This is a genomic window from Acinetobacter johnsonii CIP 64.6, assembly GCF_000368045.1.
GTDB classification, from domain to species: domain Bacteria; phylum Pseudomonadota; class Gammaproteobacteria; order Pseudomonadales; family Moraxellaceae; genus Acinetobacter; species Acinetobacter johnsonii.
The window spans coordinates 981,293-1,002,411 of the sequence record NZ_KB849236.1 but is presented as its reverse complement, the minus strand read 5'-3'; the positions used below and the strand labels follow the sequence as shown (position 1 = coordinate 1,002,411).

Genomic DNA, 21,119 nt, shown 5'->3' with positions numbered 1-21,119 from the left:
GATTAGATTACATCGTAATGTTTAAGGAGTTCATTCCAGCTTTCAATGCTCGTTGTTGGTGGATTACCAGCGAAAATACCCTTTAAGCTATTACTAGCCCCTTGTTTCCATGCTGGTGACAAGTCTTTATCCACTAAACGCGCACGCACACCCTCAACAAAGTCTGCATGACGAATTTTCCAGTCCGAAATTTGGGTTTCAAGCTCGAACACTTCATTCCAAGAATGAACCTGCTTGCCCCACTGCCATAGCAACCATGTTAATGCAGCAGTTGTTGGTGAGCCTTTTTGTAAGTTCTCACTGGCTTGACGAAGCCAATCGCTACGCTCATCACTTAAACCAACAATAGCATCATAATCATGCTCGAAGTTCACACCACGACATACACTATGAATGACATCCAAAGAGTTCTGTAATGGACCTGGGCCTACCGGACGATGCATACTGTTTAATGTGTCATCAATGGCTCTAAAATCACCTGCTGGATAATGACTCCAGTCTATATTGATAACTTTCTCAAGCACCGTATTACGCTGCGCATCACAGATGTGTGTTGCCCAACCAATACCATATGCGCCTGCAGCTGTCATGATTGAACCCGTTAAACCTGTAAACAGACCAATTGCTCCACGATCCGCCAAGAAACGCGTTGCGCCCACATCTGGGTACAAACCAATATTAATTTCAGGCATCGCTAAACGTGAATGCGGTGTCACCAAACGGAATGGCGCTGCCATAAACAGACCTAAACCACCACCCATGACATAACCTTCACCCCACACCAAGACAGGCTTAGCATAGTTGTGTAGTAACAAATCTAAAGCATATTCTTGCTCAAAGAACTGATTGGCTGTTTCAACTTCATCGTTAATCACCAATTGACGAAGTTTACGTACATCACCACCCGCACAGAATGCTTTTGGTGTGGTTGAATCCAACCAAATGGCTTTTACTGCGTCATCGCTATGAAAATCTTGAAACACTTCAAATAAAGCTGAAACAATCGTTTCATCTAAAGCGTGAAGTGATTTTGGTCTATTCAGACGAACAATGCGCCAACCATTTTTTGCTTCTTCTACAATCAAATCTGGATGGTAGTTTTTAGAAACGGGAGAATATGTCATGCGTCCAGCTGCCAATCTATAGGCTCAATGCCATGTTGTTTAAGATAATTATTGGATTTTGAAAAAACTTTACAACCGAAGAATCCACCACGGTTTGCTGCCAAAGGTGACGGATGTGCCGCCTTTAACACCAAATGCTTTTCTTGATCAATCCGTTGTCCTTTCCGCTGCGCATATGCTCCCCAAAGAATAAAAACAATATGCTCGCGCTGTTCATTTAAAACATCAATCACATGATCGGTAAAGTCTTCCCAACCTTGTTTTTGATGAGATGTTGGTTGACCAGCTTCAACGGTTAATACACTGTTTAACAGCAAAACTCCTTGCTGCGCCCACCGAGTTAAATCCCCATGTTTAGGAATATCAATTCCTAAATCTTTATTTAACTCATGGAAAATATTACGTAAAGATGGTGGTAAAGCAAGCCCCTTTTGCACAGAGAAACTGAGCCCATGTGCTTGATTCGGTCCATGATATGGGTCTTGTCCGAGTATTACCACTTTTACATTCGCCAAAGGCGTCGTATTAAATGCATTAAAAATCAGCGCATTTGGCGGATAAATCACTTTATTCGCTTTTATTTCTGTAACAAGAAACTGCTTTAGCGCATCCATCTTTGTACTAAGCAAAAAGTCACTTAATCCATGTTTCCAACTGGCATCCAGCTGAATTTTATCAAGCTTGGTTTGCTGTTGTTCTGTTAAAGACATACTTGCGCCTTATTCCCTTACTGTATATTCCGTGACAAATTTCACAGTTTGACTTGCAATTCTACATTCGGATTGTGAAATTGGATACCTTCTTTTAATTTGGTATACATTTCAGTGTCCGCCCATTCCGCTTGGATTTGTTCTGAAAACTCGATCTGGCTTAAATCTAAAAGCCCCATCTGTGTATTTTCAATATCTTCAATAAAACTCTGCGCATAGCCCGTATCAGTCTCATGCACAATCACCGAGTACACTTCTACATCGCCTTCACCGTTTTGAGTCACGGTCGACGCGAGTACTTGTTGTGCAAGATAAAAGAAAATACGTGAAAATTGTTCAGCCGATGGCGAAACAGGCAGCGACACCCAACGTGCACTAAATGTTTTACATGCTTGGATATATTCTGGATCATCGTTTTGCCAAAAACAAATCGCATGATCAAAAGAGTCATAAAGGTCTTTAATCACCCCTTTCAGCAAGCCAAAGTCATAAACCATTTGACCATGATCTAATTTCGATGCTTTGAGGAGTAATTCAACTTTATAACTATGACCATGAATGGAGCGTTTACAACGATCCGATGTACAGTTGCGTACAATATGGGCATTTTCAAACTTAAATAACTTACGAATTAACATATGCCGTAATGCAATCAAACTTTCTGAGAATTGACTTTAATTATAAAGCAAAAGTTAACCTATGCTCATTTATTTTATTGTTCAATCCAATTGGTAAATCATATCAGTCTTATATTTACCCTTTAAAACGGTGACATGCTCCGATAAGCCACATATACCGCTTGATCTTTTCGCACCAAATCACTACTAAACTGACGCTTACGCTCATTCAGCAACACTTCAATTCTGGCTTTAAAATAGTTCGATTGAACTCCGAGAAAATCATTAACAGCAGCCCGCTGAGCCTCGTCTACTTGTTTAAATGGATCAACCTCCCACAGTTCATTAACATTGGAAAAATGCTCCAAATTGGCCTGTCTTTGCTTTTGTAAATTTTGAATAGCAGATACATCCAGCTTAGGATCAATGCTAGCCAACACCAGCGCAGGTGCAGTATTTATATTCACCTTTAATTCATTATTCGGTAAAGCACTCACATAAGGTGCAATCAGTTGATAGTTGCGCCCCTCAAAACCTCGTACCAATTTCAACTGTTCAACATTATAAAAAGTACGATTTGGCGCCAAGTAACCCTGAGCTAAACTTTGATAATAAGCAGATTCAGCACCCATCGGCCCACTGACTTCATCATCTTCATCTTGCCAATCAATCACTGCTTCTGAAAGCTGTGCAGGCAATCCAACACGTACCAACAGCTTTTCAAACCAAAGTTTTGCAGCCTCATTCGGCTTTTTATCCGACTTAACTAAAGCATTTAAATTAAATTTACCCGATTCATCTTCTAAACGCCCAGAAACAAAACCATCTTCCACTGGAAAAGCAGGCATGGGCTTCGCCCATGTTTCTTGTAGATGATCGACCTCTGCTGCATTTTTAGCATCATCCACTAACAGCTCAGAAAAAAAAGCTTCAGCACTTTTTGCGTATAACAGAGCTTGGTTTTGTCGCATTAAATAACCCGTACTCTCTGCGGTATTGCGCTGATGTTTCGCAATCGTAGCAGCAAGGATGGTTGCTAAAGCCACCATCACCAAAATGGTGATCAATGCAATGCCATGCTGAGAGCGCTTCAAAACATCCACCTATTTACAACGAATACATTTAAGGAAAAATGGTTTTGCATAGAGTCCGTGAGTTTCATATCCTACAACTTAATTTTTTTGTTTTAAAAAGTCTGTATTTAATAAACTAAACACCCATTCATAACTCACTTCATTGACAGTGAGGTTTATTTTTAAACCGCGCGGTAGTATTTTTGCCTGAGTCACATCATTTTCACTCAATGCCACCTCAGGCCATTGTGCCATTTCATTAGGATTGAGTAACATAATTTGAAATTGATCAACTGAATCAAGTAGAACACTGGTTTCAGGTTGATCATTACCTGTTTGATTTAAATTTTTATATTTATAACGGTACAGTTTTTTTTCATCTGCTTTATAAATATATTCAACTCGCTCTTCAGGCGGTATGCCTTGCATCAAAGGATCAGTCACTCCAGTTTTACTAAAGGCTAACTGACCATTTTGCAACATGACTGCGGGTTGAACCTGCCCTGCAACATTGGCAGTAATTGGTACAATTTGCACCGTGTCACGCAACACTTGTTGATATGCTTCTTGTAGCTGACCTAAGCGCTGTTCATGTTGGGTATTACGCTCTTTAATCTTGATCAGATAATCAAAAACCTTCCAACCCAAAGCTGAAAGCACAGCAAAAATCGCGATTGCCACCAATAACTCAACCAAAGTAAAGCCTGAGCGTTTTGTCATGGTTGGCTTCCATCACGATGGTTAAAAAAAACTAAACTCGTAACACCCGAATCTACTTTTCCAGTTTCAGGATTCACCAAGCTCACCTGTACATTGACGCGTTGCACATTAGCACTAATCGTTGCTTGCGCTGATTTATCAATTTGCCAAGTTTCACCTTGTTGGGTGATTTGTTTAGAGGCCGTGCCTTGTAGCCAATCACGATTGATTTCCATCATAGAAATTTCATTCAAGGCAACAAATTGTGCCTTGGTACGCAAGATGGCATGGGCTGTAGACTGAGTATATTGCATACCCACTTTGGTTAAAGCGACCGCTGCTGTAGCAAAAATAGCCAGCGCCACCATCACTTCCAGCAATGTAAATCCTGCGACACGGTTAACTCGAGTAAGACTCGATCTAAGAGGCACTGCCTCGCAAGAAAGGCCAAAAGCTATGCTTGAGGTACGAGGATTAATTAAATAACGTTTCCTGCGAGCACAAGACGGCAGACTATTTTTTAAATCTTTAGCTCGCATTTATTTTACCCAAATGATCAATTTCAATTTCTGCACCCACGGGCTCATTGGCATAATAAAATTGAATACGAACAGGTTTGACTTCACCATTCCCTAACCAAATCAGTTTAGGTGCATTCTCTTGGGTTAAATCATCGTTTCGGGCTTGGGAAACATCATAGTCTAAGGATTGCACAGCAAAAGAAACATTTTTAGCTAACACTTGCTGTGGGAACTCATTATATTTTTGCCATTTTTGATGATTCAGCATTGCATTATTTTGCTGTTCTGTGGGTATGGTAAATTGAGGATTTTTATATTCAACAACAGCATAAGAAAAATCAGCCACATCGGTGGCAGGATGAACCTCTAGTGCCAAAACACGTGCTTGATCATTTGCCTGACGTGCAATTTTCTGTACATCCATGATAAAAAAATCACGGGCTTGCGCTGCTTTACGTTGATCAACTCCATTGATATTCAACATCACCAATGACGCCATAATGGCCATAATAACAATAACCACCATCAATTCAACCAGTGTAAATCCTTGAATCCTTGAAGGTGGTTTCTGTTTCATACATCCTATCCGCTAAGCAAGATAACCTGCTGCACCCGTTTGTTTAGGCATCGCCAGAGCTTGGTCGATGTAGGCCACGCGTAAAGTGTCGCGTGAACCCAAATATCGTTGATAAAAACTAGAGTTCAAAATCGCTGCGGCACCATGCGTCAAAGACCAAATAGATGCCAAATAATCACGAACTGTCATTTGACTCTCTATCGACTCTAAATACCGTTCGGTCATACGAATAATTAAACGTAGACGTTGCTTTCGAATTTGATAAAGTTCAGTAAATAAATGATAGATCCCAACACCCGTGGTCGATAATCGCTCTTCTATTTGATGAAACAACACGGTACGTTCAGGATGATGCAAATGATGTAACATAAAAAATGCTAGATGTTCAGGGAACTGCTTATCCGTATCTTTAATCATTTCAAGCAACATTTGCTCATTACGAATAATGAGCAACATATAGAGTTCATCTTTACTTTGAAAATGTTTATAAAGCGTACCTTTTGCTAGATCTAATTCTGCAGCCAATGCATCAAGGGTCATCCCTGCTTCGCCATTTTCTAAAAGCAACTGTTCGGCCACTTGGAAAATTAACGCTTCTCTTGCTCGAAACTGAGCCTGACGATCCATTTTCACCCTAGTACTCTCTTATACGCTTTTATCGTTTCAATTTATTTACTTCATGTTGAGAAGGTTTTCAAAGTTCTGTGTTGTGATGAAAGCCATCTCTTCCAAGGACTTATCATATACATCTGCCAAGGCTTTGGCTACATAAGGAACGTACTTTGGCTCATTAGACTTTCCTCTATATGGCATCGGTGCCAAATAAGGACTATCTGTCTCAATTAATAGGCGATCTAAAGGAACTTGCTTCGCCACATCACGCAGGTCTTGCGCATTTTTAAAAGATACAATCCCTGAAAATGACACATAGTAACCGCAGTCTAAGACAGCTTTGGCCGTTTCCCAGTCTTCTGTAAAGCAATGCAAAATTCCATGGGTCGATTTTTCGGCGCGAATAATATCAACAGTATCATGCTTGGCAGAACGGGTATGCACAACAACTGGTTTTTTTACGGCTTGTGAAGCATGAATATGTCGTGCAAAACAGTCTTTTTGCTCAGCGATGAAATCTGTACTATGAAAATAATCGAGCCCAGTCTCACCAATTGCCCAAACTTTTTCAGGCTGTGCCAACTCAATTAAATAGTCTGTGGTCGCACGAGCCATAGTTTCAGGATCTTCACAAGGATGCACCCCGATGCTATAGCCCACATCGTCATGCCGTGCCGCAATTTTTGCTAGCTCAATATGATCATCAATATCAACCGAGATGCTCATAAAGCGATGAACGCCCGCTGCACGTGCTTGCGCTAATGCTAAATCCAAATCCCCATCATAAGGGGTTAAATCTAGCATGGTTAAATGGCAATGCGTATCTACAAACACAGGCGTTTCCTACTTCATGTACTTAATTACATAGTGTAACTAGTTCGCCCTTCAGACTTAAGACCTGCAAGCAACTTTTCCGCTTCTGATTTGTAATAAATCCCTTTCTCCCCAGAAAGTTGAATACCAAATCCTTGCAGTTTGATTCCATTTTGCTTTTGCGAGATCCAAATCACTTTACCTGTTAGAGGAATTTTCTGTGCTTGCTCTGGCAATGTTGCCAAAACAAAGACTTCCTCCCCCATTTTTACAGGGTGCTTGGATGGAATAAATAAACCACCACCAACCACAAAAGGCATGTAACTTGCATATAACGTTGCTTTATCTGGAATATTGGCTTGAATGATTCCGCCCATACGTGGTTGCATAAAATTCCCCTGTTTTAAACATCCATCAACCGAATGCACAATTGGTCGAGCACTAAATTAGTTTGTACGTTTTGTTCAATATATTGTTTTGACTGTTGCAACTCGGCGTAAATTGAAAACAAAGTTTCAAGTGAATACCGTTCTGCCAGCACACTGAAATCCAAATCAGTGTTTTTTAATTGCTGATTTAGCTTGACACAAATCAAATCTGACAACAAGTACTCAAACATTTGACTAAAATCACTAAATGTAAGCGCTTTATTCCACTTGGTCGCAATTGCCATCGGCATATTTTTATCCATCACCAACTTTTGCCAATCTTTTAAAAATTCAGCACGTTGAGGAATCCATTCACTCTCGGACAATGTAATTGCCTGCAACGGCATATGATTGGACAAGTTCATCAACAAATGTTGCTGTGCCAAATCGCTATGGGACAAATGCTGATTTAAAAATTGCTCTGCTTGCTGTTCATTAATGCGATCCAAGGCAAAATGCTGCAAACGACTGCGAATGGTTGCAGGCAATTTTAAATAATGATCTGCCAATAAAATGATAAGAACACGATCCCCTGGTTCCTCAAGCGTTTTCAATAAAGCATTGGCCGAAGCCGTGTTCAAAGCCTCAGCAGGTTCAATAATGATGACGCGCCAACCATCTACCGTTTGCTGCACAAAAGGCAGCAGATCACGAATTTTTTCAATTTTGATTTTGGCATTTTGTTTCTTATTGTCTTCATCAGTAGTGATATGCACATAATTGGGGTGTGTATCCGCCTTTAACCACTGACAACTTCCACACTCTCCACAGGCCAAATGATTTGGCTGCCGCTTCGCACATAAGACCCAAGCAAGGAACTGCTCAGCATAAACCTCTTTACCACAACCTTTTTTGCCATAAAACAATAAGCCATGACCAATATTGGGAAAGCGTGTGGTTAAAGTTTCCCAAACATTTTGATGCCACGGATACATCTGCTCAGGCAGCGTTTGCTTCATGTATACGACCTAAGTTCTATTATGCAAAATGAGCCACATCCATGGCATTTAAACGATCTAAATCTTCTTGTGTGTCCACACCTGGTGGTAAGTTCGCTTCTGCAATATCGATAGCAATACGATGTCCATTTTCTAAAACCCGCAGTTGCTCTAGGCTTTCGAGCTTCTCAAGTGTACCCATATCCCATGTCACATATTCTTGGAGCAATTTCACGCGGTAAGCATACAAACCCAAATGACGGAAGGCTTGGTTATGCAACGTTTGTTCCACTTGTTTTGCCGCATCACGGTCATATGGAATAGTGGCACGACTAAAGTAAAGTGCTTGTTTGTACTTCGACATCACCACTTTAACAATACTGTCACGTTTAAATTCATCTAAATGCTGAATTGGTTCGCACAAGGTCGACATTGAACAATCGGCTTGTGACTCTAAAAGTTGCGCGACTTGCTTAACCAAAGCTGCAGGCAACAAAGGCTCATCACCTTGAACATTCACAATGATATCTTCGCTGGCCCAGCCCTTAATTTTTGCCACTTCACTTAGGCGGTCTGTTCCCGAGGGATGATCCGCAGAAGTCAACACCGCATCCACACCTTCAGCCATGCAAAGATCATAAATTCGCTGATCATCCGTTGCGACGCAAAGATCATCAAAACCTTCCACTTTCTTCGCCTGATCAACGACCCGTAAAATCATTTCACGGCCATGAATTTTAAGGAGTGGTTTTCCAGATAAACGTGTGCTTGCGAAACGTGCAGGAATAACAATATGCTTCATAAAAGACCTTAAGAAATTTCAATACCTACAGCGGCGAGCTGTTGATGTAAGGTGTCATAACACGCCGTCGATAACACCGCATCGACAGGAACAACCCAAATATCGCGGGCAAAACTAGGGTTTTGTTTGAGCAGCGCTAAAATTTTCACTGCATCTTTTTCAGTGGTAATGATGGGATTGGCATCATCAAAGACCAAATCCTCTAACTCATATTCATAATGATCAGCAAACTCATGACACTGGAACTGCTGCACTCCCATACGCTCTAAAGTACGATAAAAGCGTTGCGGAAAACCTATCCCCACGACTGCATAAAAATCATCTTGCGGATTGAAAGCTTTTGCCTCAGTACTATTCAACAAGTAAGGCTCTGCAACTTCTAAGTGCATGTGCATACTACGTGTAGGATGATCTGCATGTTCGATCACTATGCCTTGATCAAGTCTAGACTTTGGCTCTCGTAAATAACCTTCGGGCAATAACTTTTCATTACCTAGTCCACGATTATTATCTAGGACAATCCATTCAATTTGGCGACTCAATGCCCAATGTTGCAGCCCATCATCACTAATGATCAGATCAATGGGATAGTGAGATAAAAGCAGTTCAATACTTTCTTGGCGATTTGGACCCACTGCCATCGGTACATCAGTGGATTGCACGATGAGAGTTGGCTCATCACCTACATTTTCAGGCAATGAGTTGAGATCCACCATAGTCGGAAATGGGCCTTTGGCACCATAACCACGACTGATCACACCCACTCGAATATTCTTACTTTGCAGATAACTCACCAAGTGAATGAGCAGAGGGGTTTTACCACTCCCACCCACAGTAATATTACCAATCACCATGACAGGTACAGGAGCCGTATAGGCTTTTTTAATATTGCACCGATACAACTTACGGTTTAGAAGAAAACCACCTCGATATAACCAAGACAGCGGACGAAGCACAATTAACCACTTTGCCTGTGAGTTCCAAGCATCCTGAATAAACTGTGCACCTGACATGACTTAGTTTTCCTCAAAATTACGCTGATGGAGCTGATAGTAAGCACCCTGCTTTGCAATAAGTTCAGCATGTGTACCTTGCTCTACTATACGCCCTTTATCCATCACCACAATACGGTCTGCATTTTCAATGGTGGATAATCGATGTGCAATCACAATCGTGGTACGATCTCGCATTGCAGCATCGAAAGCACGCTGAATAAAGTACTCAGATTCATTATCAAGCGCGCTGGTGGCTTCATCTAATATCAGTACAGGCGCATTTTTCAAAATCGCACGAGCAATGGCTATACGTTGGCGTTGACCGCCTGATAAATTGAGACCTTGTGCCCCCAACTTGGTGTTGTAGCCTTGTGGTAAAGCCATAATAAAGTCATGTGCATAAGCTGCTTTTGCTGCTGCAATTACCTCTTCATCAGAGGCATTTTCAAGCTGCCCATAGGCAATATTGTCACGTACAGTGCGATTAAATAAAACCACTTGCTGATTGACCATCGCCACTTGAGTACGCAGGCTATTGATTTCAATATCGTGAATATCAATACCATCAAAGAGGATTTGGCCCGAGGTCGTATCTTGAAAACGCACTAGTAAATTTACTAGAGACGTTTTACCAGCACCAGAACGCCCAACTAAAGCAATCGTCTCACCTTCTTTGACACTTAGATTAAAATCATGCAGCGCTTGATAACCATCCACATAAACCAAGTTCACATGTTTAAAGTCAATATTACCTTTCAGTACTGGAGTTAAAGTCCCAGTATTTTTTTCTTCAGGTAAATCTAAAAGCTCAAAGACTGAATGCGCTGCGGCCATACCTCGCTGAATCTTTTCATTCACATCAGTCAATGCCTTAATTGGCCTGCTCAACATACCTGCTGCAGTAATATACGCTACAAATTGACCTGCACTCGTATCTTGCATAATTTCTGGACGTAGTGCAATCCACATAACGATGCTCAAAGCAATGGACATGATCAACTGTACAATCGGACTATTCAGTTGTTGCACAACCACCATTTTCAGACCACGACGCAAATTTTCTAAAGAAGTATTTCTAAAACGCTGTTGCTCATAAACTTGTCCACCGAAACCTTTTACTACCAAGTGACCATTTACCGTCTCTTGTACCACGTGATTAACATCACCCATGGTATGTTGCACTTGAATAGAGAGCTTGCGCATACGCTTAGCTGCTTTACGGATAAGCAAACCAATCAGCGGAGTAAAAATCAGAATACACAAGGTCAAACGCCAGTTGCTATATATGAGGTAACCAAGCAATGCAAGAGTGATTAGACCTTGTTGAACAATAGTTTTTAATGATTCTGAAGACGCAGCTGTAAGCTGCTCCACATTAAACATAATCTTCGCAGTAATATGACCACTGTTATTATCCAGATAATACTGCGAAGGAAGACGTAATAATTTTGCAAAAACTTCTTGTCGGATATTAAAAACTAAGTTTCTTGAGATGACAGCGGTAAAGTAGCCCCCCATGAACAAACCCAGTCCACGGAAAAACATTACCAGAACAACTAAAATTGGGAACAGGGTTGTAAAACCTTGATCACGGTGTTGAATCGCTTCAATAATTTTTTCAAGTAATTTAGCGACAGAAACTTCTGTCGCCGCATTCATAGCAAAACCAATCACCACAAGAATCGCTACGCCCCAATACGGTTTTAAATAGCTCAGTAGACGTAGATAAACTTTTAAATCGTGTTTCACTAATAACCTCGAGAAGGCACTTTGGTACTAATATTGATATTTACAAATCCCAACTGACCTGCCACATCCATCACACGGATCACATCCTGATGGGTTGCTTTTGCATCCGCAGCAATCACAAACATTAGATCACGACGGTCATTGGAAATCTGTTTAATTGCGGTATTTAATTCTGAAACATCTTTCGATGCAATAGACTGACCATTAATTGAATAATGCCCTGTGGAATCTACCACCACTTCGATTTTATGATCAAATGTTTTCGGTGGAACACCTTGCGCATCAGGCAAGGTTAAATTCATACGACTAAATTGATTGAAGGTGGTGGTCAGCAATAAAAACACCAAAATAAATAATAAGCAATCAATCATTGGTGTAAGGTTAATATGAACATCTTCAACTTGTGAACGTTTGAATTTCATACTTCACCTTAGCTCGCTTGCTTCACAACAACATCATCATGGTTTTCAAGCACAGTTTCTGTTTGCTTATAAAATAAAGCCGCATGAAATAAAGTCGATTGCTGTTCTAATTCAGCAACATACTCTTGAACTAACCGCTGAAAATAACGATAAGCAAATAATGCGGGAATCGCAATGAACATTCCTGCCGCAGTTGTAATCAGTGCTTTAGAAATCCCCGGAATCATCAGTGTTGGATTACTACTATTCCCAATATCAATCATTAAAAATGACTCGATAATCCCAAGTACCGTTCCCAATAATCCTAAAAGAGGCGCGACAGCACTCAATGTTCCCAAAAAATTGATGTTTTTTTCAAGATAACCAATTTCCTGAGAGGCTGTTGCTTCCATCTGTGCACGTGCAAACTGTTCACCTTGTGCCTTACTTTGGTAACCAGCTTCCAAAATACGACCCAATGTCGTTGCCTGTAAATCCTGATTTTGTTTAAGTTTAGGCAAAACCATTTGTACGCTTTGCGCTGGGTTTAATAGCAAATCTTTCGGTAAAATAGTAGTTTTCTTCAAGCGAATAAAACGCTCTAAGCTAATCGCAACAGTAAAGATCGAACAGAGCACAAGGGGCAGCATAAGCCACCCACCTGCTTTTACCAATTCCCACATAACACTTCCCCAAGTATTTAGAAATAGAAAATAAAATTATTCAGCTAAGCAAATATTCAAAATACCATCCAACTCGTCGAGTGAATGATAATGAATCGTGAGCTTGCCTTTCCCTTGTTTATTATGATCAATTTTGACATTTGCACTAAAACGATCTGTTAAGCGCTGTGTCAATTGTTGAAGATCTGGTGCAATTTCCGTTTTGGATTTTTCTTGTTTAGGCGCATTGAGATCACGAACATATTGTTCAGTTTGGCGAACAGATAAGCTTTTCTCTATCACCAATTCTGCGACTTTCAGTTGATCTTTCCCTTTCAAAGTCAAAATGGCACGAGCATGTCCCATGTCTAATAAACCTTGCTGCATAAAGTCTTTAACTTGCTCAGCTAGACTTAATAAACGTAGCAAATTACTTACTGTGGTACGCGCTTTGCCTACCGTATCCGCAATTTCTTGATGACTTAAACCAAACTCTTCATGAAAACGTTGTAATGCCATCGCCTGATCAATCGGATTAAGATCTTGACGTTGAATGTTCTCAATCAACGCCAATGCAATTGCAACTTGGTCTGTTAAATCACGAACAATGGCTGGAACTTGCGTTAAACCGGCAAGTTGAGCCGCACGCCAACGACGCTCACCCGCAATAATTTCATAGGGGTGCTTTTCATTATCAATTGGACGAATCACAATCGGCTGCATTACACCGTGTTTTTCAATCGATGCCGCTAACTCTTGTAAGTCTTGCTCATTAATAAAACGACGTGGCTGATATTCACCACGTTGTAATAGATGCACATCGATTTGTTTTAGCTGACCGTGATCAAGAGCTTGTGCTTCAAGTTGTAATTTCTCTTTTTGAATGGAACCGAGTAAGGCATCTAAACCACGACCTTTTGCCAGCCCACGTTTTTTAACGGTCATGCGTTACTTCCTTTTTTCACTTTGCTTTTCTTAATCATTTCAGCTGCTAAATGCAAATAAGCAACTGCGCCCTTCGAGCTTTTTTCAAAATAAATCACAGGCAAACCATGCGCAGGTGCTTCAGCTAGACGCACATTACGTGGAATGACCGTGTCATATAGTTTTTTGCCAAAGTATTGTTCTAATTCTTCAGACACATCACGTGTCAGCGCGTTACGTGCATCATACATGGTGCGTAGAACACCAATAATTTTTAACTCAGGATTTAATGCTTGTTGAATGCGATCAATGGTCTGTGTTAAATCTGCCAAGCCCTCCAAAGCATAATATTCACACTGCATTGGAATCATCACACCATCCACGGCTGCCAGTGCATTAACCGTGATCAAGCTTAAGCTGGGCGCACAGTCCACGATGATGTAGTCATATGCTTGTTCAATTTCTTGCAACGCATCACGCAGAATAAATTCACGCCCTTCTTGCTCAGCAATCGCAAGTTCAACTCCCGCCAAATCACGATTTGCACCCAAGACCTTATAACCCACTTCCGCCTTGGTAATCGCAGTCTCTATAGGTACTTCACCCAGTAACACATCGGTCACTGAATACAGTAGGTCATTTTTTTGAATGCCTGAACCCATGGTCGCATTGCCTTGCGAGTCCATATCAACCAATAAAACCCGCTTTTTAAGTACTGCTAAAGATGCAGCCAAATTTACTGCGGTTGTGGTTTTACCTACACCACCTTTTTGGTTAGCAATCGCAATAATTTGTGCCATGACCCGCCCAATCCTTTGAATTTTTTTAGATACGTTTTAATAAAAGTAAGTGTCGTTGTTCGTCCAAACGTGGAACTTTTAACGCAATAATGTCACAACTAAATTCGTTTTTGAACGCTTCAACTTCGTCATGCGGAACCAAACCTTTCATAGACGCAATGATGCTGTCTGGGTGCATATAAGGCTTCGATGCATTGATAAAATCGGTTAAAGAGGCAAATGCACGACTGGTAATCACATCAAACTGACCCAAATCATGGATGCTATCTTCATTTTCAACACGCGTTTGAACTGCAATTACATTGGTTAATTTTAAGTCTGCAATAAACTGCTTTAAAAAACGAATTTTTTTGCCATTGGAATCAAGCAAAACACATTGGCGCTCAGGTTGGCATAGAGCAATAATCATGCCCGGCATACCACCGCCTGTACCAATATCCAGCAAACGACCTTTCGGCAAATCTTTTAAAATACTTAAACTATCTAATAAATGCTTCACCAGCATTTCTTTAGGATCGCGAATCGCTGTTAAATTGTAAGCTTTGTTCCACAGCACAAGTGCGTCTTGATACTTCAGCAATAAATTTAATGCTTCTTCACTCAAATCTAAGCCAAGCTTTTGACTACCTTGCTTTAAGTCTTGAAAAAATGGATGCATAAAGAAGACATCTCAATAAAATTAAACTGAAGTATACCGATTTCTCAGCCGTGGAACAGTAGCTAACGCTTAGTGATTATGCACTTAAACGTACATACCTTGACGAATCTGTAGATCTAGATCACTTAATCGCTCAGGTGTGCCAACATCCACCCATACGGCTTGCATTTTCTCAGCAGAAACTTTTCCAGCAGACATCGCTTCTTTTAGCAATGGAGCCAATGGACGCTTACCTGCTTCCAAGCCCTTAAACATCTGTGGATGAATAACCGCAACACCACTATAAGTCAGTGCTTCACCTGACTGCTCTTGTTCAAAGGTATAAGCACGCCCTTGGTTCAAGATAAAGTCGCCTTTGGGATGCTGTGTCGGGTTGGGTACAAATACGAGATGCGCAAAATCGGTGTCCAACTGCACATCAAGTAAAGCTTCGAAATCAAAAGTGGTCCAAACATCACCATTCACTAAAATAAACGGTTCTGTCCCCAGCAGTGGCAGAGCATTAATAATACCACCCGCTGTTTCAAGCCCCTCTTCTTCACGCGTCCAACGAATAGTCACACCAAACTGTGAACCATCCCCAAGCGCACCAATCAACACATCGGCCAACCAGGCAGAATTAATCACAATTTCTGTGACCCCAATCTGCTTAAGTTTTTCAATATGCCAAACGATCAGTGGTTTGCCACCAACTTCAAGCAAAGGTTTCGGTTTATAGAGTGTTAAAGGACGCATACGGTTTCCAAGCCCCGCGGCCAAAATCATTGCTTTCATGCTGTAACAACCTCATATTTGCCATATTTTGCTTCAAATTTCGGCATCACTTTATCGCAAATAAATTGCATGAAAGGTTGTAGTTCTGCATAAGGTTTGCTTTCTTCAAGTAAATACCACATCACACGTGGTAAATCTTTCAGATAACTTGATTTTCCGTCACGTTCAAATAAACGCACAAAAATACCTAAAATTTTAATATGACGTTGAATTGCCATCAGGTCAGCGTCTTGCTTAAACTGTTCAAAGTCACGCCCTTCTTTGGCAGAAGCTGGCAATAGGTCATAAAACACTTTAAACCAATGATAAACGCGCTCAGAATTCCACTGTACATACGCATCACGTGTAATTGAGATCAGATCATAAGTATCTGCACCTATCACAGCATCCTGAAAGTCAATTACGCCTTGCTCTTGCTCATCTACCAAAAGCATGAGATTACGACTGTGGAAATCACGATGTACAATCACTTGAGGCTGAGCCAAAGCAGCATTGGCTAAAATTGCAAATGTACGTTTAATCAGCGCAGACTCATCATCAGAAAGTTGAATCTGTAAACTTGGCAATAACCAATCTGTCAACAACGACATTTCGGTCATTAACTTTTCATAAGAATAAGCTGGGAAATGACCTACGCCATCAATAGACTGCAATTGAATCAACTGCTTAAAACTTTGCTCATAATGTGCATCGACAGTTTTGTCATCGAGCTGTGTAGACAGTAGCACATCACCAAAATCTTCAAGCAATAAGAAGCCTTGCTCTAAATCTTTCGCCACAATATGTGGTACACGAACACCGTTCGTATCAAAAAATTCATCAATCGTCACAAAAGGCACACAATCTTCTTTTTCTGGTGGTGCATCCATCAGCATAAATGTTTTATTATTCAACTTGATTCGTGCATAACGACGGAAACTTGCATCGCCTGCTAAAAAGTTAATTTCAAATTGATCTGAACCAAGTACAGATGAAATCCATGTTTGTATCAATTGTTCACGTTGTGTATTCATTTGCGATAAATTCTAATACAGGCTGAGTTTTTAAAGTGCTAAGTGTAGCCACTTATCAACTTTTTCTCTATGATGCGACAATAATTAATTGCGTTTTAAGCATACTTGGTAAATGAGACACATGAAGCATCAGTTTAAATTTAATCCTTTAGCGACTGCGATATTTACCCTTCTTTGTGGTAGCTCAATCACAAGCTATGCTGCAACACCAACCACGTCTATTTCAGACGAACAACAATCGCTAAAACAAGCACTACAAGAAAGCTATCCTGGGCAAAAGTTTTTCGAACAATACTACGTCGATAAGTCATCTCCTGAAGCTCAACAGCGCCAAGGTCGTTACTTAAGCTCCGCGTATTGCCAAGGCACATGGCTAACCCCTGTAAGCCCTGAAACCAAAGCCGCTGACGCAGCCAATGCGACATCTACCATTACAGCGGACTATGGTCACTACAACCCACAAGGTGACTCTGTTCTTGAAGGTAATGTCCTGATTGATCAAGAAGGTCGTCAAATCCGTGCCGATAAAATTACAATTGATCAAACCCAGACCTTTGCCAATGCTGAAGGTCGTGTGCAAATGGCGCAAAGTGGCTTATTAGCGCAAAGTGACCAAATTAATTACAACCTAAAAACTCAGCAAGGCGATCTGAAAAACAGTTTCTATATTTCAGAAGAACAACATGCGCATGGGCGGGCTGACCAAATCCTACGTGAGTCACAAACGACCACCACGCTAAAAAATGCAACTTATAGCACCTGTCCACCAGAGCAATCGCCAACATGGAAAATCCAAGCAGACGAAATTAAGTTAAATCAAGAAACTGGACGTGGTGAAACACGCGGTACAAAGCTTTATGTCAAAGATGTACCCGTTCTAGCTGTACCTTATTTTAACTTCCCGATTGATGACCGTCGTACTACCGGTATTTTGACACCAAGTTTTGGCTTCACTAATGATGGTGGTGTCGAGCTTGCAGTGCCTGTTTATCTCAACTTAGCACCTAACTACGACGCGACTGTTACGCCACGCTATATCAGCGACCGCGGCCCAATGTTTGAGGGTGAGTTCCGCTATCTAACCGAAAACTTTGGTTCAGGTCAAATTTGGGGGGGTTACTTAGCTTCTGACCGAAAATATGACGATGAAGACCGTAAAGATTTGCACTTTTTACATAACTGGCAAATCAATGAACAGTTCTCAACCAACCTTGAATATAACTATGCTTCAGACAAAGACTACTTTACTGACTTAAGCAATAACCCAAACACTAAGACAGACTTAAATCTGCGTCGTGCGTGGGAGTTAAACTATAAAAATGGAATTCCTGGTCTAAAAGCCCAACTGAAAGTTGAAGACTTCCAAACACTAGACGAAACCACCCCCTACGTTGACCGTCCGTATGCGCGTTTACCACAGTTCTTACTCAACTACAAAGCGGGTAATGCACTGGGCTTAGAATACGAGTTCAACAACGATACAGCTTACTTTAAAAAGGACTTTGGGACTATCGACGGTGATACCAACGATAGCTTTGAACCAAGCGGCACCCGTGTCTATAATGACTTTTCTGTACGCTACAACTACCGTACACCGTGGGCTTTCGCCATTCCTGAAGTATCTATTCGCAATGTGAACACATTCTACGATCAAGACACCATCAATGAGTTTGACAACACCAACCGCTCATCGAACGACAAATCTTATGTCGTGCCACAGGTGACTTTTGATGCAGGTTTAACTTTTGAAAAAGAAGGCACTTTCTTACAGACGTTAAGCCCACGCATGTTCTATGCCTATGCACCCTATAAAAATCAAGATGGCGCACCAAACTTTGACTCTGCAACAGCATCGATCAACTATGATCAGTTATTTAGTGCAAATCGCTTCTATGGCCATGACCGTCTAGAAGACAATAACTTCTTGTCACTAGGCTTAAGCTATAGCTTATTTGATACTGTGGGTCTAGAGCGCTTAAAAGCCAGTGTGGGCCAAAGCTATTATTTCGAAGACCGCCGCGTAACGCTTGACCAAACAGCAGATGTCTTTGACAGAGAAAATCACTCTGGTCCGATTGTCAGCGTATCTAGCCAGCTCTCGCAAAACTTTACCCTCGGTGCAAACTCAGCATGGATGGCGAATGGCGATAATGCGCAACGCGACTTACAACTTTACTTTACGGGTGATAAAGGCAACCTCTATAACGTTGGCTATTTCTACCGTAAAGAAATTGCAGACCGTCAAGAACATTACGACCAAGTGGTTGCATCTTTTGTACAACCGATCCATAACAACTGGCGTATTATGGGCCATGCTCAATATGACTTAGACAACAATGTCGCTCGTGAATACCTCCTTGGTGTCAATTACGAGTCTTGCTGTTGGGGAATCTCCGTTTATGGTCGTGAGTACTATAACGACTTGGATGACGTCAATGCTGCAGGTGTAGAACCTAAACGTGCAATTATGGCCGAAATTACACTTAAAGGCCTAGGCAGACTCAACAGTAAACTTTCATCATTACTAGAAAATCGTATTCTAGGCTTTAACAATATTAATCAGACTTGGACAGACCGTTAATGAAGACAAAACAGTTCAAACAATTTTTTAAAGCGAGTGCTTTGGCTTTAGCTCTCGCAACCGCTATTCCAACTTTTGTACATGCGTCGGATGAAGTTGTTGCTGTAGTCGATAACAGTGTCATTTTGAAGAGTGACTTAGAAGCAAGCATGGCTGAGCTCAAACATCAACTTGAGAGCCAAAAGAAACAAGTCCCACCAGAGCAATATTTGGCACAACAAGCATTAGAGCAACTGATTATTCGTCAGACTCAGCTTGAGCAAGTGAAACGTTACAACATTCAACCTGATGAAAAAAGCTTGAATGAAGCAGTTTTAAATGTTGCAAAACAATCTGGTAGCACAAGCCTAGAAGCATTCCAACAAAAGCTCGATAAAATGGCACCCGGAACCTATGCTTCTTTGCGTAGTCGCGTTGCTGAAGATTTAGCAATCAATCGTTTGCGCCAGCAAATCGTTACCTCTCGTATCCAGATTTCAGATCAAGACGTTAAAAACTTCTTAAATACCCCACAAGGTCAAGCAGCACTCGGTAACCAAGTGCATGTGCTACATGTGCGTGTTTCAGGTGACAATGCTGACGCTGTGGCTAAGCAAGTTAAAACAGTACTAGCAAACGACAACGATGTCGCTGCAATCGCTAAAAAGTTCAGTACTGCTGGCACCAAAGTTGAAGGTGCAGATATGGGCTTTAGAGCACTTTCTGACATCCCTAGCGAGCTTGCAGCACGTGTGAGTCCACTCCAAGTGGGACAAACCACAGATTTAATTACAGTACGAGATGGTGTACATCTTTTAAAATTAGTTGAACGCAAAGGGGCTGAGCAAAAAGCGATTGTACCTCAATACAAAGCACGCCATATTTTGATCCAACCGTCTGAAGTGGTTAGCCCTGAAAATGCTAAACAAATGATCGAAAGCTTGTATAACCGCGTACAAAAAGGTGAAGACTTTGCCGTTTTGGCTTCCACCTACTCCAATGACACAGGTTCAGCACGTGATGGCGGGAGTTTGGGTTGGGTCAGCCCAGGTGTGATGGTTCCTCAGTTTGAAGAAACCATGAAAAATACACCGGTAGGTCAAACCAGTAAACCTTTTCAAACTCAGTTTGGCTGGCATATTCTTCAAGTGACTGAAACACGTCAACAAGACATGACTGCTGAATACCAAGAGCGTATGGCCCGTCAAATTTTAGGTGAGCGTCAATTTGATGCAGAGCTTGATAGCTGGTTACGCGAAACACGTAACAGAGCTTATGTCGAAATTAAAGATCCTAACTTAGACCGTAAGAACAACAAGTCATAAATTTGAACACATAAAAAGACCAGCATGAATGCTGGTCTTTTTTCGCTTGGACGAAAACTAAGAATTAGACATAAAAAAGCCTCTCATGTGAGAGGCTTTTTTAACAATCAATTAACGATTATTTTCGTCATCTTGAGTGTCTTCAAATTTTGATTCACCATCAAAACCAGTCGATTGACCACCGAAGCCACCTTGGCTACCAAAGCCACCTTGACCACCGAAGCCACCTTGACCACCGAAGCCACCTTGACCACCGAAGCCACCTTGTTGACCACCAAAGCCGCCTTGTTGACCGCCAAAGCCGCCTTGTTGACCGCCAAAGCCGCCTTGTTGACCGCCAAAGC

General features: G+C 41.3%; 23 protein-coding genes and 1 pseudogene. 2 read left to right on the top strand and 22 right to left on the bottom strand.

From position 1 onward, the window contains the following. Window positions 1-2 precede the first annotated feature (2 nt). The 21 genes from F986_RS15950 to F986_RS15850 form a co-directional block, all read right to left on the bottom strand. Complete coding sequence (locus tag F986_RS15950) at window positions 3-1,124, bottom strand: enoyl-CoA hydratase/isomerase family protein (protein ID WP_004696858.1); 1,122 nt, start codon at window positions 1,122-1,124, stop codon at window positions 3-5. Beyond that, entirely contained in the window at window positions 1,121-1,834 is a 714-nt protein-coding gene (gene ung, locus F986_RS15945; protein WP_004696856.1) for a uracil-DNA glycosylase, read from the bottom strand. Before ung ends, F986_RS15950 begins: the two co-directional genes overlap by 4 nt. A gap of 41 nt (window positions 1,835-1,875) precedes the next feature. Then, window positions 1,876-2,472 (bottom strand): 6-pyruvoyl trahydropterin synthase family protein, encoded by a 597-nt coding sequence (locus F986_RS15940; RefSeq protein WP_004696854.1) that lies wholly within the window; start codon window positions 2,470-2,472, stop codon window positions 1,876-1,878. Window positions 2,473-2,594: 122 nt separating this feature from the next. Next, window positions 2,595-3,545 (bottom strand): type II secretion system minor pseudopilin GspK, encoded by a 951-nt coding sequence (gene gspK, locus F986_RS15935; RefSeq protein WP_004696853.1) that lies wholly within the window; start codon window positions 3,543-3,545, stop codon window positions 2,595-2,597. A gap of 78 nt (window positions 3,546-3,623) precedes the next feature. Then, on the bottom strand, window positions 3,624-4,244 hold the full coding sequence (gspJ, locus tag F986_RS15930) for a type II secretion system minor pseudopilin GspJ (RefSeq protein ID WP_004696850.1): 621 nt from the start codon (window positions 4,242-4,244) through the stop codon (window positions 3,624-3,626). Further along, the gene (gene gspI, locus F986_RS15925) at window positions 4,241-4,654 is read right to left on the bottom strand and encodes a type II secretion system minor pseudopilin GspI (protein WP_406935416.1); all 414 of its coding nucleotides are present in this window, start codon (window positions 4,652-4,654) and stop codon (window positions 4,241-4,243) included. The genes gspJ and gspI overlap by 4 nt, the downstream gene beginning before the upstream one ends. Before the next feature lie 97 nt (window positions 4,655-4,751). Continuing rightward, window positions 4,752-5,321, bottom strand: coding sequence for a type II secretion system protein (locus tag F986_RS15920; RefSeq protein ID WP_004696846.1), 570 nt, complete (start codon window positions 5,319-5,321; stop codon window positions 4,752-4,754). A 12-nt stretch (window positions 5,322-5,333) separates the two neighbouring features. Continuing rightward, window positions 5,334-5,948, bottom strand: a complete 615-nt coding sequence (locus F986_RS15915) for a TetR/AcrR family transcriptional regulator (protein WP_004696845.1) — start codon at window positions 5,946-5,948, stop codon at window positions 5,334-5,336. 45 nt (window positions 5,949-5,993) lie between these two features. Then, on the bottom strand, window positions 5,994-6,767 hold the full coding sequence (locus F986_RS15910) for a TatD family hydrolase (RefSeq protein WP_004696843.1): 774 nt from the start codon (window positions 6,765-6,767) through the stop codon (window positions 5,994-5,996). A gap of 26 nt (window positions 6,768-6,793) precedes the next feature. Further along, a complete protein-coding gene (locus F986_RS15905) occupies window positions 6,794-7,135 on the bottom strand; it encodes a PilZ domain-containing protein (RefSeq protein WP_004696842.1) in 342 nt (113 codons plus the stop codon). Window positions 7,136-7,149: 14 nt separating this feature from the next. Then, a complete protein-coding gene (locus tag F986_RS15900; protein WP_004696840.1) occupies window positions 7,150-8,133 on the bottom strand; it encodes a DNA polymerase III subunit delta' C-terminal domain-containing protein in 984 nt (327 codons plus the stop codon). Between the two features lie 19 nt (window positions 8,134-8,152). Continuing rightward, window positions 8,153-8,914 carry a 3-deoxy-manno-octulosonate cytidylyltransferase gene (gene kdsB / locus F986_RS15895; RefSeq protein WP_004696838.1) on the bottom strand — a complete coding sequence of 254 codons (762 nt, stop codon included), beginning with the start codon at window positions 8,912-8,914 and terminating at the stop codon, window positions 8,153-8,155. 8 nt (window positions 8,915-8,922) lie between these two features. Beyond that, a complete protein-coding gene (gene lpxK, locus F986_RS15890; protein ID WP_004696837.1) occupies window positions 8,923-9,927 on the bottom strand; it encodes a tetraacyldisaccharide 4'-kinase in 1,005 nt (334 codons plus the stop codon). A 3-nt stretch (window positions 9,928-9,930) separates the two neighbouring features. Further along, a complete protein-coding gene (gene msbA / locus F986_RS15885; RefSeq protein WP_004696834.1) occupies window positions 9,931-11,658 on the bottom strand; it encodes a lipid A export permease/ATP-binding protein MsbA in 1,728 nt (575 codons plus the stop codon). Further along, the gene (locus tag F986_RS15880) at window positions 11,658-12,080 is read right to left on the bottom strand and encodes an ExbD/TolR family protein (RefSeq protein WP_004696832.1); all 423 of its coding nucleotides are present in this window, start codon (window positions 12,078-12,080) and stop codon (window positions 11,658-11,660) included. The genes msbA and F986_RS15880 overlap by 1 nt, the downstream gene beginning before the upstream one ends. 8 nt (window positions 12,081-12,088) lie before the next feature. After that, window positions 12,089-12,742, bottom strand: a complete 654-nt coding sequence (locus F986_RS15875) for a MotA/TolQ/ExbB proton channel family protein (RefSeq protein WP_004696831.1) — start codon at window positions 12,740-12,742, stop codon at window positions 12,089-12,091. Window positions 12,743-12,778: 36 nt separating this feature from the next. Continuing rightward, on the bottom strand, window positions 12,779-13,666 hold the full coding sequence (locus F986_RS15870) for a ParB/RepB/Spo0J family partition protein (RefSeq protein WP_004696828.1): 888 nt from the start codon (window positions 13,664-13,666) through the stop codon (window positions 12,779-12,781). Next, window positions 13,663-14,445 (bottom strand): ParA family protein, encoded by a 783-nt coding sequence (locus F986_RS15865; protein ID WP_004696827.1) that lies wholly within the window; start codon window positions 14,443-14,445, stop codon window positions 13,663-13,665. The genes F986_RS15870 and F986_RS15865 overlap by 4 nt, the downstream gene beginning before the upstream one ends. A 25-nt stretch (window positions 14,446-14,470) precedes the next feature. Next, a complete protein-coding gene (gene rsmG / locus F986_RS15860) occupies window positions 14,471-15,103 on the bottom strand; it encodes a 16S rRNA (guanine(527)-N(7))-methyltransferase RsmG (protein WP_004696825.1) in 633 nt (210 codons plus the stop codon). 84 nt (window positions 15,104-15,187) lie between these two features. Then, entirely contained in the window at window positions 15,188-15,877 is a 690-nt protein-coding gene (murU, locus tag F986_RS15855) for an N-acetylmuramate alpha-1-phosphate uridylyltransferase MurU (protein ID WP_004696823.1), read from the bottom strand. Then, a complete protein-coding gene (locus tag F986_RS15850; protein ID WP_004696822.1) occupies window positions 15,874-16,890 on the bottom strand; it encodes an aminoglycoside phosphotransferase family protein in 1,017 nt (338 codons plus the stop codon). Before F986_RS15850 ends, murU begins: the two co-directional genes overlap by 4 nt. A gap of 121 nt (window positions 16,891-17,011) precedes the next feature. Between F986_RS15850 and F986_RS15845 the strand changes: the two genes are divergently transcribed. Then, window positions 17,012-19,471: an LPS-assembly protein LptD gene (locus F986_RS15845; RefSeq protein WP_004696819.1), complete on the top strand. Its 2,460-nt coding sequence runs from the start codon at window positions 17,012-17,014 to the stop codon at window positions 19,469-19,471. Next, window positions 19,471-20,775 (top strand): peptidylprolyl isomerase, encoded by a 1,305-nt coding sequence (locus F986_RS15840; RefSeq protein WP_004696818.1) that lies wholly within the window; start codon window positions 19,471-19,473, stop codon window positions 20,773-20,775. Before F986_RS15845 ends, F986_RS15840 begins: the two co-directional genes overlap by 1 nt. 111 nt (window positions 20,776-20,886) lie before the next feature. Here F986_RS15840 and F986_RS18650 read toward each other — a convergent pair. Continuing rightward, window positions 20,887-21,119, bottom strand: a pseudogene (locus F986_RS18650) (RNA chaperone Hfq); the annotation flags it as partial.

Excerpts from the sequence above, each read along its gene's own strand:
- F986_RS15845 (WP_004696819.1), top strand. The coding sequence starts at position 17,012 with ATGAAGCATCAGTTTAAATTTAATCCTTTAGCGACTGCGATATTTACC.
- F986_RS15875 (WP_004696831.1), bottom strand. The coding sequence starts at position 12,742 with ATGTGGGAATTGGTAAAAGCAGGTGGGTGGCTTATGCTGCCCCTTGTG.
- ung (WP_004696856.1), bottom strand. The coding sequence starts at position 1,834 with ATGTCTTTAACAGAACAACAGCAAACCAAGCTTGATAAAATTCAGCTG.
- F986_RS15870 (WP_004696828.1), bottom strand. The coding sequence starts at position 13,666 with ATGACCGTTAAAAAACGTGGGCTGGCAAAAGGTCGTGGTTTAGATGCC.
- F986_RS15865 (WP_004696827.1), bottom strand. The coding sequence starts at position 14,445 with ATGGCACAAATTATTGCGATTGCTAACCAAAAAGGTGGTGTAGGTAAA.
- F986_RS15880 (WP_004696832.1), bottom strand. The coding sequence starts at position 12,080 with ATGAAATTCAAACGTTCACAAGTTGAAGATGTTCATATTAACCTTACA.
- F986_RS15905 (WP_004696842.1), bottom strand. The coding sequence starts at position 7,135 with ATGCAACCACGTATGGGCGGAATCATTCAAGCCAATATTCCAGATAAA.
- F986_RS15920 (WP_004696846.1), bottom strand. The coding sequence starts at position 5,321 with ATGAAACAGAAACCACCTTCAAGGATTCAAGGATTTACACTGGTTGAA.
- F986_RS15915 (WP_004696845.1), bottom strand. The coding sequence starts at position 5,948 with ATGGATCGTCAGGCTCAGTTTCGAGCAAGAGAAGCGTTAATTTTCCAA.
- F986_RS15840 (WP_004696818.1), top strand. The coding sequence starts at position 19,471 with ATGAAGACAAAACAGTTCAAACAATTTTTTAAAGCGAGTGCTTTGGCT.
- lpxK (WP_004696837.1), bottom strand. The coding sequence starts at position 9,927 with ATGTCAGGTGCACAGTTTATTCAGGATGCTTGGAACTCACAGGCAAAG.
- F986_RS15900 (WP_004696840.1), bottom strand. The coding sequence starts at position 8,133 with ATGAAGCAAACGCTGCCTGAGCAGATGTATCCGTGGCATCAAAATGTT.
- gspJ (WP_004696850.1), bottom strand. The coding sequence starts at position 4,244 with ATGACAAAACGCTCAGGCTTTACTTTGGTTGAGTTATTGGTGGCAATC.
- kdsB (WP_004696838.1), bottom strand. The coding sequence starts at position 8,914 with ATGAAGCATATTGTTATTCCTGCACGTTTCGCAAGCACACGTTTATCT.
- rsmG (WP_004696825.1), bottom strand. The coding sequence starts at position 15,103 with ATGCATCCATTTTTTCAAGACTTAAAGCAAGGTAGTCAAAAGCTTGGC.
- murU (WP_004696823.1), bottom strand. The coding sequence starts at position 15,877 with ATGAAAGCAATGATTTTGGCCGCGGGGCTTGGAAACCGTATGCGTCCT.
- F986_RS15850 (WP_004696822.1), bottom strand. The coding sequence starts at position 16,890 with ATGAATACACAACGTGAACAATTGATACAAACATGGATTTCATCTGTA.
- F986_RS15940 (WP_004696854.1), bottom strand. The coding sequence starts at position 2,472 with ATGTTAATTCGTAAGTTATTTAAGTTTGAAAATGCCCATATTGTACGC.
- F986_RS15950 (WP_004696858.1), bottom strand. The coding sequence starts at position 1,124 with ATGACATATTCTCCCGTTTCTAAAAACTACCATCCAGATTTGATTGTA.